10 protein-coding genes are annotated in these 17,415 nt (G+C 35.0%); all 10 read right to left on the bottom strand.

The window, feature by feature from the left end; all coding sequences use genetic code 11:
* Nucleotides 1-34 precede the first annotated feature (34 nt).
* The 10 genes from E0F76_RS01855 to E0F76_RS01810 all read right to left on the bottom strand — a co-directional run bounded on the left by E0F76_RS01855 (nt 35) and on the right by E0F76_RS01810 (nt 17,375).
* Nucleotides 35-1,189, bottom strand: a complete 1,155-nt coding sequence (locus E0F76_RS01855; RefSeq protein ID WP_132000688.1) for an alpha/beta hydrolase-fold protein — start codon at nt 1,187-1,189, stop codon at nt 35-37.
* Between the two features lie 19 nt (nt 1,190-1,208).
* Nucleotides 1,209-3,788, bottom strand: coding sequence for a glycoside hydrolase family 9 protein (locus E0F76_RS01850; protein WP_132000686.1), 2,580 nt, complete (start codon nt 3,786-3,788; stop codon nt 1,209-1,211).
* Nucleotides 3,789-3,873: 85 nt separating this feature from the next.
* Nucleotides 3,874-4,989 (bottom strand): alpha/beta hydrolase-fold protein, encoded by a 1,116-nt coding sequence (locus E0F76_RS01845; RefSeq protein ID WP_132000684.1) that lies wholly within the window; start codon nt 4,987-4,989, stop codon nt 3,874-3,876.
* Between the two features lie 18 nt (nt 4,990-5,007).
* Nucleotides 5,008-6,183 (bottom strand): alpha/beta hydrolase, encoded by a 1,176-nt coding sequence (locus E0F76_RS01840; RefSeq protein WP_132000682.1) that lies wholly within the window; start codon nt 6,181-6,183, stop codon nt 5,008-5,010.
* 41 nt (nt 6,184-6,224) lie between these two features.
* A complete protein-coding gene (locus tag E0F76_RS01835) occupies nt 6,225-7,511 on the bottom strand; it encodes a glycosyl hydrolase family 8 (RefSeq protein ID WP_132000680.1) in 1,287 nt (428 codons plus the stop codon).
* A 22-nt stretch (nt 7,512-7,533) separates the two neighbouring features.
* Entirely contained in the window at nt 7,534-10,128 is a 2,595-nt protein-coding gene (gene xyl3A / locus E0F76_RS01830) for a xylan 1,4-beta-xylosidase (RefSeq protein WP_132000678.1), read from the bottom strand.
* Between the two features lie 48 nt (nt 10,129-10,176).
* Nucleotides 10,177-11,754, bottom strand: a complete 1,578-nt coding sequence (locus tag E0F76_RS01825) for a glycoside hydrolase family 43 protein (protein ID WP_132000676.1) — start codon at nt 11,752-11,754, stop codon at nt 10,177-10,179.
* A gap of 29 nt (nt 11,755-11,783) precedes the next feature.
* Nucleotides 11,784-12,746, bottom strand: a complete 963-nt coding sequence (locus E0F76_RS01820) for a glycoside hydrolase family 43 protein (protein ID WP_132000674.1) — start codon at nt 12,744-12,746, stop codon at nt 11,784-11,786.
* 74 nt (nt 12,747-12,820) lie between these two features.
* Nucleotides 12,821-15,415: a glycoside hydrolase family 31 protein gene (locus E0F76_RS01815; protein ID WP_132000672.1), complete on the bottom strand. Its 2,595-nt coding sequence runs from the start codon at nt 15,413-15,415 to the stop codon at nt 12,821-12,823.
* Nucleotides 15,416-15,437: 22 nt separating this feature from the next.
* Nucleotides 15,438-17,375, bottom strand: a complete 1,938-nt coding sequence (locus tag E0F76_RS01810; RefSeq protein WP_132000670.1) for a glycoside hydrolase family 97 protein — start codon at nt 17,373-17,375, stop codon at nt 15,438-15,440.
* Between the last annotated feature and the right edge of the window lie 40 nt (nt 17,376-17,415).

Genomic DNA, 17,415 nt, shown 5'->3' with positions numbered 1-17,415 from the left:
GGGTTTTTGGGTTAGTAATAGTATTTTTTTTTGATTATTTAAATAACAAAGGAGCATATTGGTACAAACACCTGCGCCAAGTTAGCCATTCGTGAGCTGTTCCAGGCGATTCATAAAATGTATATTTAATGCCTTGTTTATCTAACATGTTTTTAAATGCTCCAACAGAACCTGGAAAAGGGGTAGGTTCTTTAGTTCCCAATCCTAACCAAAAAACTTTGATTTTTGAATTGACTTCTTTTCCATCTTTGTATTTTCCATCTAAAAACGTAGCAACATCGATTACATCTGCACTAGGGTAATTTGCAGTTCCACTAAATCCTCCATAATATGAAAAGGTATTTAGATTGTTCATCATAATCCGCATCGTTTGATTGGCTCCCATAGAAAGTCCAGCAATTGCTCTATTCTCTCGGTTTGGAATGGTACGAAATTGAGCATCAATCATCGGAATTATTTCAGTGATTACCACTTGCTCAAATACGGATTCTGGACGAAGGCTTGTATCATTAGCTTTATAAGCATAGCCATTATCCATTACTATAATCATAGGAGTTGCCTTTTTTGAAGCAATCAGATTATCCAATATTAAATTGGCTTTTCCTTGGCTAGCCCATCCTGTTTCATCTTCAAAACTTCCGTGTTGTAAATAGAGCACTGGGTAACGATTCTTTAAATTCTCGGTATAACCAGCTGGAGTATATACAAAACAGCGTCTAAATGAATTGGTTAATTTTGAGAAATAAATATTTTCGCTAACAAGTCCGTGAGGAAGATCCTTCAGAGCATAAAAATCTTGATCTACAGCTGGAATTTCTATCCCACTACCGGATCTTCCAGCACCATAAAAATAAATAGTTCCTGGATCGGGTACCGAAGCCCCATCAATATTTAACTGGTAATAATGAAAACCTTCCACTTGCGGATCTGATTCTCCTTGCCAAACGCCATTACCATCTTTGACTAAATCATATTTTACACCGCCAAGATCCAATTGTACTTTAGTAGCCTGAGGAGCAGATATGCTTGTGCGCACACGCCCTTCCGAATTTACTTGTGGATACTGCTTCCCCAATTGATTTACCGAAGATGGTTTAAAATCATCGACTGTCAGTAGGCCAACTTGACACCAACTTGTTTGAAAATACAAGCTGGAAATTATTATGACTATAGTAAGAAATCGATTCATTTTTAGTTTTTTAAGATTGTTATTTTTTCTCTGCCAATTCATTTGCGGCATTTGCAAGAAAAACATACCAAGCACCTCCATCAATAATACACTCGTTTTGACCCCAGAAGAAAGGCCAATCATCTTTATTTTCAAAAAAATCAGGTTTCAGGAAACTAAGTCCTGGAACTACTCCTCCTGCAATTGTTGTAAAATCGGCTCTGTTATTTCCATAAGCCACTTTCTTAGACCTATTCCCCACAGCATTGACAAAAGATAAATTAGAATAAGGGTGGCAACCAAAAATAAAATTCAATCCTCTATACACATATTCCTTATCAAGGACATCTGGATAAAACTTATGAATATAATAATTTACTATTGCCCCAGTAATAACCTGAGAACTGCCACCCCAACTTCTCTTTAGTACAGGAACGGCATAAGGATTGTCAGAAGTTTCTTTATCAATATTTGCTTTATACTTAAGTGCATAATCATGCACTTTTGCTTTGTAGCTGTCATCCATATATGGAATAGCGAGGAGGGCTGAATTCATATTCCCTTTTAAGTTTTCATCCAATGAATTCCAAATTTTATTTAAAAACCCAGTTTTATATTGATCTTCTTTCGTTGTTAAATACAGTTGGAGCATTGCAACCATATCACTTCCCCTACTATAGTCGGAAAATGGACTGTTATCTAGTTTTTTGTCTTTTGCGCCTTCATTTGCTTCGTTGAATAAATTTTTAGCAAGGACCAAACATTTAGCAGAAAGTTCATCATTATATCCTTTTAGAGCCCTACTAGCAGCTGCTAATGCTCCGGCAGTTCTATAATCAAGAAATGAACTTCGGTTTGTGAAAGCCCATCTGTCATCTAGTGTACCACTAGAAAGTCCATCCGACTCATATGGTTTTAAAGAAGAATTATAAGGCAAATTATCCGTTTCGGTACTCGCATCTCCCAAATGATGGTATTGATGTAAGTTGGGTACAACAATACCTCTTACAGGATGACCAATATTTTCTACTTGGGCTACAAGGTTCAAAACTCCATGTTCAATTTGTTGCAGTATGTCGGGCTGACCATCAGGACGGTGAATATCTACGTACTGTGTTTTTTGATCAATATAGGTTTCGTCTCTATTTACTTTGAACTCTTCCCATGATTCTACAAAACTATTGATTACACTAACATGTGAAAACGTTTGAATATCAAAATCACCAGCATCAAACCAACCTCCAACTGACATTCCCGGTATACGTTCTAGAGGCTTGTATTTAGTATCGGTAGTAGGACCTTGTTTATAACCATCAAAGTGCTCGTGATTCAATGGAGCTTGAAGACAATCATCTAAAAATGGTTTTCCGTGCCAAACGCGATAGGCTTCATTTACTTCCATGTGATCCATTTGAACAGGAAACCATACATCCATAGTGGGATGCCATACATTGTCATAAATGTGATCCTCAATTTGGAAAGTATTTGTTTTTTGATTTCCGTACTGTATATAATAGAGTCCTTTTTCTTTAACAGCACTAAAATCAAATTGAGCATAATTATATCTTAGATAATTTCCCCAAACTTTAACATCACCTTTAAATTTCTCAACAAATTTTCCATCCTCAGAAAGCTTAAAAATCGATGCCGTTGTTACTACTTTATCGTTTAAATCAAGTTCAATAACAGCCACTTTATTTTGAGTTGGCATATAACCCACTTGAGAAAATCCTATTACAGGTTCTCTTTTCCAATTTGGAATGACATTCGGCTCCACATACCAAGTTAGTACTTTGCCTGTTTTATTAGAAGGAAGAATGCTGCGCGCTACAAACCAGCCATTCTGAGCAAGATTTCTTCCATCAAAAAGCATTACTTCCTGATCCTCAGACTGAATTTTTACGGTACGTTCTGGGTTTTCTGGTGCAAAAATTAAATTCCTACCCGACTCTATTGGTAGTGTAACTATATATTCGTTTTTTCCACGATCATCAAATGTATTATGACCGGCAAACTGTGGAATCTTTTGAGAGGAAGGCTTGATTTCTGTATTACTAGCAGGATACCTTGGAAATGTTCCCACTCTTCCATCCACGATGTAATTCCCTTCAACATAAGAGGTAGGTAAAAATTCCATATTAAATCCTGCTCTTCCTTCCAATTCCTTTGGAACTGGTTTATCTAAAACAACATTGATTACAAAACCTTTCCCTTTTGGAGTAACAATCATTTTGGAATCAAAATCAAAATCTTCGTATCGTAATATAACTTCAATTGAATTGTTCGCCTTGTCTACTTTTCGACTAAGCATTTTAGGAATCAAATCCCATTGCTCGGGTGTGTTGTGAAGTCTAACTGCTCCACCTGTAACCGTTCTAACACCGTGATGAATGAATTCTACTCCAGCCGTTTTTTCATCAAAAAACATTCCATTATATTCATTACTAAAAACCAAAACATTCAAGCCTTGGGTTTCAAAATATTCCTTTTCATTTAAAACTAAATTTTGAGAAAATGAAATGTTTGACAAACTAAAAAAACAAAAAAAGAGAATTGTTTTGTTTAGAAAAGTCCTATTTAGATTAAATACATCTAGCAAAGTAATTTTTAGTTTACGCATAATTTTAATTTATTCAGCCAAATAGCTAGTTCTACAATGATTTTATTCTCCTTATTTTGCTCAATGCATTGATTATTAAAAAGCACTAATCTTTAAATAAAAGTGGAGCTAATTCTTTAAAACTACGACGCCAAGTTTGAAATTCGTGTCCAGTTCCTTCAGATACATACGAAACAGCATTAAATCCCGCAGCCTTAAGTTCAGACACTGAGCTTTTTATTGCATCTGGGCGTTCTTTACTACCACAACTTAAAAAGATAAGCTTCACTTTTGATTTGTCTTTAATATCTTGTGCTTTGTAAGTTCCACCACTTAGAAGCGCATAGTGAGAGAAAACTTCAGGTTTGTTCAGTGTAATAGTTTTTGTTTCCATACCTCCCATCGATAAACCAGCCATTGCTCTATTTTTCTGATTGGCAATCGTTCGAAAATTCGAATCCACATAAGGAATCAATTCATCTACAAGCACCGTTTGAAAACCATCAATTTTAAAACTAGCCATACCTCCATATTTAATCTCATTGGTCATTCCATAAGTCATAACTATGATAAATGGTTTTATTTTTCCTTCGGCGATCATATTGTCCATAATAAGATTTACTCGTCCTTGATTGCTCCAAGCTGTTTCGTCTTCACCCCAACCATGTTGTAAATACAAAACAGGATATGACTTCGATTTATCTTTAAAATAACTTGGCGGTGTATAAACATAGGCTCTAAGAGAAGTATTAGTGCTTTTTGAAGGAAAAAGAATTTGTTGTACATTTCCATGAGGAACTTCTTTTAGTGCATAAAAATCTTGATCATGGGATGGAATTTCGATTCCACTTTCCCAACGTGTAGATCCATAAAAATTTAGAGCTCCTGGGTCATTAAAAACTCCACCATCAACAGTTACATGATAATAATGAAACCCTTCGTCCATAGCACCTGCTGTTGTTCCCTTCCAGAAACCGTCTTCCGCTTTAGAAAGTTCCGTTCCTCCTTTTGCTCCACCCAATCCCAGACTTACAACAACGGATTTGGCTTCAGGTGCTGCGATGCGAAATCTTACATAACCTTGTGAATTAACTTGTGGATAATCTTGACCTGGCTGATTAAGTGTTGAAGGTTTAAAATCTTCAACAATTGCTGTTTGTGCTATACAAACTGAGCCATAGAAAGTTAATAATACTACTAAGATGATGGAATACTTTTTCATGATTTATAGTTTTGGTTATTAGTTTTTGAATACTAGTTGTGCAAATTCATGTAAACTTCTTCTCCAGCTTTGCCATTCATGTGCGGTTTGAGGTGAAACATAGAAATGAGTATTGAAACCTGCCTTTTTTAAATTTTCTGTATTCACTTTTGGATCTCCCCCTAAACCTTCTTTGCGGTTTTCAAGTTCACGACTACCGTAACTTACAAACAGAAGTTTATTTTTTTCTTTAAAACTTACTGAATCTTTAAGATCATCTAAGCTTATACTTCCACCGCTGAACATACCAACTTGCGAAAACATGCTAGGATTAGCCAAAGTAATTACTCGAGTTTGCATCCCACCCATTGATAATCCTGCCATTGCTCGATTAGATTGATTAGCAATCGTACGATAATTAGCGTCAATCAGCGGTATAATATCATCTAATAATGTTTTAGAAAACCCATCTGCCCATCCTTTTGGAGGCCAATTTCCTTTGGCACGATCTGCTGCAGAAACTGGGGCTGATTGAGTAGGAGGTGTCCAAGTTCCATTATCCATTACAATAATAAAAGGATTTGCTTTTCCTTCAGCAATTAAATTATCAAGGATAAGATTTGCATGACCTTGACTCGACCATCCCGTTTCATTTTCACCTCCACCATGTTGCAAGTAAAGTACTGGATAACGTTTAGTATCTTTATTATATCCCGGCGGTGTATATATAAAACAACGACGCATGGCATTATTAGTTTTAGAAAAATAAATATGCTCTCTTACATCTCCGTGCTGTACATTTTTTAATGCATAAAATTCTTCATCTTTAGCAGGAACTTCTATTCCGCTGCCCCAACGGCTTGCACCATAATAATACATACTTCCTGGATCTGGTACAGCAGCTCCATCAATATTCAATTGATAGTAATGAAATCCCTCGTCTTGAGGCGCTGATTCTCCTGTCCAAACTCCTTTGGCGTCTTTGATAAGATCATATTTTACAGCGCCAATATCCAACTGAACTTTAAGCGCCTCGGGAGCCGCTAGTTGCACTCGTACTCGCCCTTCAGAATTTACTTGAGGATATTGCTTTCCTTGCTGTGTCGTTTCTGAAATTTTAAAGTCTTCAACAACCGCAGTTGGGGATGTCTGAGCAAAACAGATTCCACTTGTTATAACGGATGTAATGATAATACCTAAAGATTTGTAATTCATTTTTATGGTTTTTAATAGTTAATAAACATTTTCAATTAATTCTATTGTGGAGTAATAATTTGATATTTACCACTTAAATGCATTATACTAAACAAATGCATTAAACCATCGTAATATGGATCAAAATAGCCGTCTTTATAAGGTTCTAATTTTGCATTCCAAACAGCATGAACAAAGTCAAGATTCCCTTTATTATGGTTAACTAAGGAGGCAGTTGCTGCGGTGGAAACTAAGCCAATTGAATGTCTTAATTTTTTTACTGGACCAGCCTGGAGAATAAACTCTGGTGTAGAACCGTCTAAATTGAATTGATCATCATACGTTTCTAAACCTTTTGATCTTAAAAAGTTCTGAAACCTCAGCGCATAATCTTCTTGCCATTTTTTATCTTTACCAAACCAAGTATAATCCATTGCAATATTCATAGGTACTCGCCAAGAGTCATAACGAAAACCCCCAGGCATCCAAGGTGTAGGATGTGGTTCTCCGCTAAACTCTGTATAATCTGAATTTAATCCTGTTATAGGATGACATGCTCTGTGCAAAAACTCGCGAGAAACATCAGCACATTCTTTGTAAAATTGCTCGTGACCATCTTTGGCATACAATGCCCAAACTTCATAAAAAGCAGGCAAGTGATAGGAAGGATCTGTCCAATTATAACTTTTGCCTTCGGGTACAAAAGTGATTTGTTTGTGTTCTACATTAATAAGATTATAAATATTCCCAGTACCGTCTTTTTTCCACATAGCATCAAGAATTCTTCGAGCTTCTTTATAGTAGTTTATACCTGTGTCATTACCCCACTTATTAGATGCAAAAAGCAAACTGGTAATGTAATACAATTCACCATCTGATGCTGAACCTGGTGAGTTTTGTTTCTTTGTTGTTGGATTTACACTCCAAGCAAAATAGGCTTCTCTTGGTCCTGTTTGATGTTGCATATATTTTACAGACCAATGCCATAATCGGTCAAAAACTTCTTTCTTGTCTAATTGTACCGCCACCATCATACCATAAGACATACCCTCGGTACGAGCATCATTATTTTTTACATCTGAAACATATCCCAAAGAATCTCCTTCTTCAAAATAAACGTGATCTGGACCTTCAAAAACATCATAATAGGCTTTGGCCAATTTCTTGTCTATTTCAACTTGACTATAGCCCGCTTCTTTGAAAAGATTACGATATTGAGGTCTTTTGCTTTCCATTTTTTCTGATTTCTTCTTGTTTTGGCTTATCGCTAAAACTGGAACTAGCAGGCCAAGAATCATTACAATAATTCTGCTAATACGAAAACAGTTTTGCCAACTTATTTTATTCATAATTATATTGGTTTTTAGTTAATTACTTTATAAATATTTTTGTCATTTTTAAATCTTTGGCATCTGAACTATTGCCATAATACACCTCGTATTCACCTGGAGTAACATTCATTCCTATAATATTAGCATCATAAAATTCAAATGAAGAAGCAGGCAAATCGATGGTTACATTTTGTTTTTCTCCTGCTTTTAATTCGATTCGTTTAAAAGCTTTTAATGTTTTTAAAGGACCATCAGGATCATTTAATTTTTTAACATACACCTGAACAATCTCTGTTCCTTCGCGTTTACTACTATTTTGTATTGGAAAACTTAATTGTGTATTTTCAGTAGATTTTATAGTTGTTTTGCTCAATTTGCCTAAACCGATATTAAATTTGGAGTAACTTAAACCAAACCCAAAAGGAAACAAAACATCTGTTGTATATCTATATGTTCGACCTTTCATAGAATAATCTTCAAAATCACCTAATTTATCGGAGTTTTTATAGAATGATATTGGTAATTTTCCCGCTGGATTATAATCACCAAAAAGAACATCAGCAACTGCTTGTCCGCCAGCTTCTCCTGGATACCAAGCCTGTAAAATCGCATCACAACTGGCCGTCTCTGGTGTTAACGCAATTGCAGACCCGGAACAATTTACGAAAATTACTTTTTTACCCGCAGCTTTAAGTTCCTTTAAACACATTCTTTGAACAGCTGGAAGATCAATATTCGTTCTGTCGCCACCTTTAAAACCAGGATAAGAAACAGGCATTTCTTCGCCTTCTAACAAAGTAGAAAGACCTCCAGCAAAAATTACAGTATCGATTCCATCTAATTTTTTAATCAAGGAGCTAAAATTTATATCATATTCTTTTCCAAAATCGAATTCAAGATTGGCTTGCCAATTGTTGGATTGGGCAAAAAGAATTTCGATTTTGTATTTCTTACCTGCCTCAACTGAAAAACGAAAATTTCCTGGAACAGTACGCCAATTCGTATATTTTGCAATTGATTTTCCGTTCACCAATAGCTCAAATGCTCCTGTAGCACCTGTTTTGAAAACAAGAGTGTCATTTGCTTTAGCTGTAAACTCAGTTTCATATTTTACCGAAAATCCTTCTAATTTCACTCCAGAAGCAAACTCATGCTGCCCCGCAGTAGTTGTTTTAATAGGATATAGAATTTGTTGAGAGGTTACACTATTACCTTCTCTGTTTGGATTATTCCAAAAGGTGGCTTTCATTCCTTTTTTCCCTTCAAATGAAAATTGGTCAAAATAGGATTGGGTTACTTTATCCTCTACTAAATCGCAGGCTTTATCATAAAAGATTTTATTTGCATCTACTTTTGACTCTATTCCGTCTTTAATGGTAATTGTTTTAACAGGTGTACCATTGTAATTTCCCCATAACATAGGTTCATTATCAGCATTTGGACCTATAATTGCAATTTTGTTCGTTGCTTTGTTTAAAGGAAGAACGTTGTTCTTATTTTGCAAAAGTGTCATTGACTTTTGCGCCATTTCAAGGGTCAATTGTTGGTGTTTTTTACTATTAAGAACAGATGCAGGAATTTGAGCCCAAGGTACAATTGCATCATCATCCATTTCACCTAAATCAAAACGACCTACTAAAACACGAAGCAGACTTTTATCAATATCAGCTTCTTTAATTAAATCTTTTGCAACCGCTTCTGGCAAATTTTTAAAAGGATATTTCTCCCAAACACATTCTACATCAGTTCCTGCTAAAACCGCTTTTGATGCAGCGTGCACTGCATCAGAAGAAACTTTGTGTGTGGTATAAAAATCTGTAACGGCACCACAATCTGAAACAACCAAATACTTATAGCCCCATTCATCACGAAGAATGCGTTGTAAAAGTCGCGTATTACTGCAACAAGGCTCATCGTCTAAACGTTGATACGCGCACATTACCTGGCGGACATCGGCATCTTGGACTAGGGATTTAAATGCAGGCAAATAGGTTTCGTATAATTCTCTAGGATTTACATTATTTAGATTCAATTCGTGTCGGCTCCATTCTGGTCCTGAGTGCACCGCATAATGTTTGGCACAAGCTAAAAGTTTGCGGTATTTAGCATCAGCAGGTCCTTGTAATCCTTTAACGACTGAAACGCCCATTCTAGAAGTAAGATATGGATCTTCGCCATAGGTTTCCTGACCTCGACCCCAACGTGGGTCTCTAAAAATATTGACATTAGGTGTCCATACCGAAAGACTCAAAAAACGCTTGTTCTCATTTCCGTCTTTAATCCACTGATTGTATTTCGCTCTAGCTTCATCGGATACTGCATCAAATACACGATACAATAATTGATCATCAAATGAGGCTGCCATCCCTATAGGTTCTGGAAAAACGGTGACATTGTCATTGTTAGCATAACCGTGTAAGGCTTCGCTCCACCAATTGAATTTTTTAATTCCAAGTCTTGGTATAGCATCAGATTGATCACACATTAATGCTGCTTTTTCTTCAAGAGTCAATCGTGAAATTAAATCTTTGGCTCGCGCTTCTGAAGTAAGCGATGGATCTTTATAAGGGAATTGTTGCGCGTTTATGCTAACAATTGAAAATAAACTTATGAAGAATAAATAACTAATTTTCATACTTTCTATATTTAGAATTGAATAATTAAGATTTTATCAAGGAATGAACTAATTCATTTTTGAAAGTGTATCAGCAATGTGGAAATAATCAAAATCCACAAATCCACCTATGTTTTTAGTCGCATAATTAAACAAACCAAATCGGTATCCCATAAAATGAGGTAGGGTGTAAGGTAAATTTATCGTGCTGCCAATAGGTATCCATTTGTTTCCGTCTAGGCTGTAATAAAACATTCCGTTATCTGCTCTTTCTTTAAAATCACATGCTGCTTTGAAGTACACTTTGTTTTGATTTAGAGGAATACTTGCTATTTCTTTCGGAAGTCCTTTTGCAGCATCAATCATTACAATTTTTTTAGCCCCATTTTCAATTTTTACAGCTATAAATCCATATTCCTTTTGTAACAAGGAAAGTCCTGCAATATCACCTTCTTTCATTTTAGAAATGTCCAAAGAAGTTGAAGCTGAAGATTCTGGTCCAAAAGTTCTTTGTGTTAAAGTGTTTCTGGCTTGAACAAAGCTGCTATCTATCCTACCGGTTTTTAATCTTAAGTAGCCTTCTCTTACTCTAACGGACCAAAGCGAATTATCTGGATTATGATTCCACTGCCAAACTAAAGACAAAGCTGCATCTCCTTTTTTACGTGTAAATTCATCTGAATTCACAATTCCTGGAATTAATCCTTTGCTAGGAGGCAAATCTAAAGTTTGGGGAACTTTTCCGTTTTCTCCTACTATTGGCCAATCCTTTTCCCATTTAACGGGTACTAAATAGGGAATACGCCCTACACCTCCAGCATCTTTAAATAAATAAGAAAACCATTTACCATCTGGAGTATCAATAAGTCCTCCTTGGGCAACACCTTGATCTTGTAATCCCACTTTTCCTTCCCATGGACCATTAATATTATCTGCACGATGAATAATTACAGTCCGCATTCCTCCGCGTGGCCAACAAATATTAAATAAATAATATTTTTCATTTATTTTAAAAAGCTGAGAACCTTCGGAATTTAGCATAATATTCCCCCCAGCAGGAGCACTTGCATTTTCTATTAATACTCTTTTAGTTTCTGGCTTAACTGCTGAAAGGTCACTATTCAATTCTATAATTTCTAGTTTGCCAGCTCCCCAAACCATATATATTTTACCATCATCATCAAAAAGAATTGAATGATCGTGGTAAGAAGCATTTAATACATTTTTTTTCCATGGACCTTTTTCTATATTTTTTGTTGAATAAATGTATGTTTTACCTGTTGTCCCAGAAAAAGTACTAACATAATAAATTCCATTATGATAGCGCAGGCAACTTGCCCATGAGCCTCTTCCATAATCATTTTTTCCATTTTCTAAATTGAGTCTATCATTGTCATCTTCTAATGTTTCATAAGCATAATTAATCAATTTCCAATTGACTAAATCAGTAGATTTCATAATTGGAACCCCCGGATTAACGTGCATTGTAGTACTACTCATATAGTAGACATCACCTACTCGAATCATTGACATATCTGGAACATCTGCATAAATCAATGGATTTTGAGCTTTTCTTTCTTGCGCAAAAGCAACCGTTTGCGTAATTAAGACAAAACATATAAAAATGAAACTAATTTTATTTTTCATGAGGTATTATTTTAATTTGAAATTATTCTTTACTTGATTTTGCTTACACCTTCAGTAGTTTGTATTATTTTCTGAATGGTACCATCCTCATTATAATACATATAATCTACACATACAGAACGTCTGTAACTACCGCCAGTTGGTAAACTTCCGTTATGATAGAAAAAGTATGATTTGCCTTTATAATCTATAATACCAGGATGCGTTGTAAAACTATTTGTTACATTTTCCTGAATAATCCCTTGATAGGTCCAAGGCCCTGCAATATTAGTAGCAGTACAATATTCGATCATTTCTGGTTTTGTACCAGCACCAGGATATACTAAATAGTAGAGATCTTTCCTTTTGTAAACCCATGGACCTTCGATATAATTTTTTGGTTTGAAAGTTGAGATAGCTCCCTCCATTTCTATCATATTTTCTTTCAACTTTACCCATTTACAGGTTCCATGACCCCAAAACAAATAACCTTGTCCATCATCATCAACAAATACGGTAGGATCAATATCATCCCAACCGTATTTCATATCAGTAGTCATTTCATTAATCACTAAGGCTTTGCCAATAGCATCTTTAAAAGGACCTGTTGGACTATCAGATACAGCAACACCAATCGCTGCTCCGCCACCACTAATCTCATCTTTTTTATGAAATGTAGAAACAAACCAGTAAAATTTTCCATTTCTTTCAATGCATTGAGCTGCATAGGCATCACCTGTAGCCCAAGAAAAAGTACTTGGAGAAAGTGGTGCGCCATGATCTTTCCAAGTAGCCATATCAGTTGTTGAAAAGACATGCCAGTCGGCCATTTTATAATTAGTGTCTGTCTCCGAAGCAACGTCATGACCTGTATATAAATACAAAGTTCCTTTATGAACAATAGGAGCTGGATCTGCAGTAAATATATGCTTAATAATAGGGTTTTGTGCTGTGATTTTTATCATACACAGACAGGATATTAATGCCACAAAAATCTTGGATTTAGATTTCATAATTTTATTTTTTAGTTGGTTAATAGCATTCTTGTTCTTTAGCACTATTTCATTTTAAATCAAATTTTTATAAATCACTTATTTACAACTACTTTTTTACCTGAATATTTAATTGTTTTTGCAACAGCATTATTCTGATTAGCTGTTACATAAATAATATTCATGGTATATGTAGCCGTTTGATTTTTATAGTTACCTATTTGCTTTCCAATAGTAAGCGTTTGATTCTTTTCATTCCAAGTCATAGGAATCTCTATGTATTTGCCTTTTTCATAATTATAATTATCTCCTTCATCATTGTAATACGTAAAACTTGCATCCTTACCTGTATAAACCTGAATATCAAGTTCGTCTTGTTTTGACTGTGTATTTTGAATCACTTTTCCCATAGGGACAATAGAACCTTCTTTTACAAATACTGGAATTCTATCTAATGGAGCTGCGGTTGCAATGGTTTGACCCCCATCAAATCGCTTGCCTGTCCAGAAATCATACCAGGCATAATTTTTGGGCAAATACACATCCCAAGTTGTAACATCAGAAGCAGTTACAGGAGCGATTAATAATGCTTTCCCAAACATATATTGATAAGCTTGACTTACTGCAGTGGTATCCTCATTAAAATCCATAATTAACGGACGCATTAAAGTGGAATTATTTTTAGAAATCTGCCATGCTTCTGAATAAATATATGGCATTAATTGATACCTAAGGTTCATCATTGACCTCATATTAGTTTCCACTTTTTCACCATATTTCCAAGGTTCCGTTTCTGTTTGATATCCATGCATACGAAATATTGGATTAAAAACGGCCCATTGAAACCAACGCGTAAGTATTTGATGGTATTTTTCATCTTTATATTGTCCTGATCCTGGACGGAAAAACCCTCCAATATCAGTAGTCCAATACGGCATTCCTGTAAGATTATAATTTAAACCAGCCACTATTTGGCGTTTATACGTATCCCAATCCCAGCCAATATCACCAGACCAATTGATGGTGCCATAACGCTGTTGTCCTAAAAATGCCGAACGAGTCAGCGTGACCACTCTTTTCTCAGGATTGGTATTTCTTTGTCCTTCATAAACGGCTTTACTAACAAATAATGGATAAGTCAATCGGTAAAAATCACCTAATCCAAAAAAAGTTTGTTTGCCTTTTAATGCATCATTTTCAGGCTCCGTTGCATCCATCCACCAAGAATCTACACCTAGAGAGAAAAGATTTTTATTGAGGGCATTCCAATGTGTTTTTTGTGCTTCTGGATTATAAATATCAATCCATGGACTATTGGGAATGAATAAGTTTTTAGCTAAATATTCTTTGGCTATTTCCGAATCTTTATTCAAATTTTCCCAAACAGAAATAGAAAAATGAGCATTTAGATCATGAATTTCTTTTATAAATTTTTCTGGTTCAGGGTAATTCGTTTCATCAAATTTAGGCACTCCCCATCCGTATTTGCCCCAATATTGCCAATCTTGCACGATTACATCTACAGGTAAATTTCGTTTTCTAAATTCTTTAACTGTAGAAACTAAATGTTCTCCAGAAGTATAGCGTTCTCGACATTGCCAAAAACCGAACGCCCATTTAGGTAACATAGGTACATTACCGGTTAGATTTCTATAATTAGCAATAATTTCATCCGTGTCTTTTCCCGCAAAAACTACATAATCAAGTGATTTAGCATTTGGTGAATTAAAAATAGTTTCATTATTCGAAAGTTTTAAACCTAGAGTGGGTATGTTACTTGATTTACAAACCACTTTTACGGAATGTTCTCCCGCTTTTAAATTTACTAATTTACTCACTGCCGGAGGAAGCCATAAATTGGATTGATTAATTACATCAACACCATCAATTAATACCAAATGGCGACTGTCCATATCACCAAGATCCAGCATTACAGCATATTCGCCTTCTTTTCCTAGAGAAAAACTACCTGTATATATGGATTGTTGTTGGGAAACACGCTGTGTTCCTGATGTAGTTGTTACTTCAACTTCGCGTTTTTCACCGTCTTTTACATCATTTTTAACCAATGAAATGCTTTGATTACTTGGATTAAAATTAGTCAAACCGTATTGATGCCACAATAAACCATATCCTTTATTGGAAACCAAAAAAGGAATTGCAATTTGCGTATTGACTTGAATTAACTTTCTAGTAGTGTTTTTTAAATTATAAAAACCATCTTGGAATTGGCCTAATCCAAACAAATATTCATCCTCAGGAGATTCAAAGCCTTGCTCTGCTACAAAACAAGGTTCTCCCATAATTGTTGCTGGTTTTAATAATCTCGTATTTACTTTTTCCCTAAGAAATACTCTACCCGATTTATCACTATAGTGAATAACGGCCGTTTTTTTATCAAATGCAACCGTTATTGAATTTGTACTAAGTTGTAAACTACTTGTAGTTTCTTTTAACTTGAAACTAGGTGTATTGGGTTTGTTAATAAAAACAATTTCTTGCGCTTCTTTCGCATTTCCGATCTCATATTGTACTCGAATAGATTTGTCTGTAAGAGGAATGATATTTAAAACTCCTTCTGTTAAATCTATAGATAATCCTTCTTTGGTTAAAGTGTGTTTTTTATACTGCTGGGCATTAATTGATATTGAAAGGATACCTAAAAATAAAATGTATACTAGTTTATTCATTCTGATGTTTTGATATTTAATGTTATTTTTGGACTGGATTTAAAGACACTACAAAACCTCCTCTTCGGAGCAGTTTTACTTCAATAGTACTTGTTTTATCTACGACCATAACTTGTGAATTAAAATCCTTATCGTGCTTGCCATCAGCAATGATAACCGCCCGATAACTGATGCCTTCTTTCAAAAAGTCTAACTTGATTTTTTTTGTTTTTTCTTCGCGTTCAGAAGAACTAATACCACCAATATACCAAGCACCTTCTTTTTGGCGTGCCATAGTAACTTCTTTTCCTGGATAACCATCAATAAGTTTTGTATTATCCCAAGCTGTAGGCACTTCTTTTAAAAAAGATTTAGCCTCATCCGGAAGTTCATAATACCCTTCTGGTCTATCTGCTAAATGTTGTAAAGGAGATTCGAAAATTACGGAAAGTGCCAATTCATGACCATAAGAAGTATGGTGCGGAAATTGGGAATTGGTAAACGTAACAGGGGTATAATCCATAGCACCAACCACATTCCTTGTAAAAGGTAAAATAGTATTATGTTCTGGTGCTGTAACACTGAATTCAGGTCCATTATTATACCATTCGGCTCCGCGAACGGCTTCGTAAGTCATTAAATTAGGATAAGTTCTAGACCAACCTCGTGGCACAATACAGCCATGAAAGTAAACCATCATTTCAAATTGAGCAGCATCTTCCAAAATATCAAGATAGTATTGTATCATATTTTGTTTTTCGCTTTCAAAAAAATCAATTTTGACGCCAGCGACACCTAATTTTTTAAGTTTTGTGAATTCTTCAACTCTATTTTCGTGGGTAAGCATACGGTTTTTTGGAGTAGAAGAAACCCAAGTATGATCTCCCCCAGAATTATACCACATCAATGGTTTTATTCCTTTGGAATGAATGTATTTCAAGGCATCTTCAAGATTTCCACCATTAGTCATTCCATCCCATTCCCAATCTAAAAGTGTATAAGGCCAATTCATAGAAACTGCTAAATCTGTAAAATCGCAAACAATTTTATAATCTTTTGTACCATGATTACTCGACCAGTAATTCCATGAAACTTTTCCTGGTTTTATCCAATCAGTAGTTTTAAAACGAGTAGGAGTAGATACATCTTCAACCAAAGTACTTTCGACGATATCAGCTAAACTACCGATACTGATTACCCTCCAAGGCGATTGCCATGGCAGTGAAATAATCGGTTTTGATTCACCAGTTCCTCTACCGTCTTTAGGATCTGGAAAAGTAAGTTTGTAGGTATTTAGATCTTGAGTATTACTTAATTTTGTACCACAATAATTTTTATCTAAATCAGCTTCGTGGAGCAAATACCAACAAGATTTATCAATTGAATTGAATAATCCTGGATAACACCATTCTTGTTGCACTATTTTATCTTCGCTAGACTCAGCATATAACCCCTCATTAGCGGTGTTCCATTTTTCTAACCATCGCATACTTTTATTTGGTATTTGATAGGAGGTAAATTCATCTTTCATTGTATAAGAACCTTTTTTTTCTGGAAATTCATATCGAAAAGTAATTCCATCATTATAAGCTCTAATAATAAGATTTAATTTAGCCTTGCTTGGATTTTCAAACGAAACAACGACTTCATTAGCTTCATTATCACGCACTTCTTTTTTTCCAAAAGGAAGTGTGTAATGTTCTTTTATCATTTTAGGTTTTGAAGCCTTTAAAAAATATAGTTCTTTCGAAAAGTCTTGATCACTTCGAGAAAGTCCTAAATTTATCTTTGGAATTATTTCACATGCATTTTTATCTTTTTGATACGATATTTTCAAATACCATTCTCCTTTATTATTTGAATCCGCAGCATACAGAGCTACCACATTTTTTTTATTGGGAGACTCTAATACTATTTGCTGTGACCAAACCTTACAAAAGCTAAGTACAATAAAAGACACTAAAATAATTTTTAACTTCATGGTTTTGAATGATTCATTTTTTATATTCTTCTTTTCAATA

The organism is Flavobacterium cellulosilyticum (assembly GCF_004349355.1).
Lineage (GTDB): Bacteria > Bacteroidota > Bacteroidia > Flavobacteriales > Flavobacteriaceae > Flavobacterium > Flavobacterium cellulosilyticum.
The sequence above is the reverse complement of the archived record's forward strand: the minus strand, read 5'-3'. Positions and strand labels throughout refer to the sequence as shown.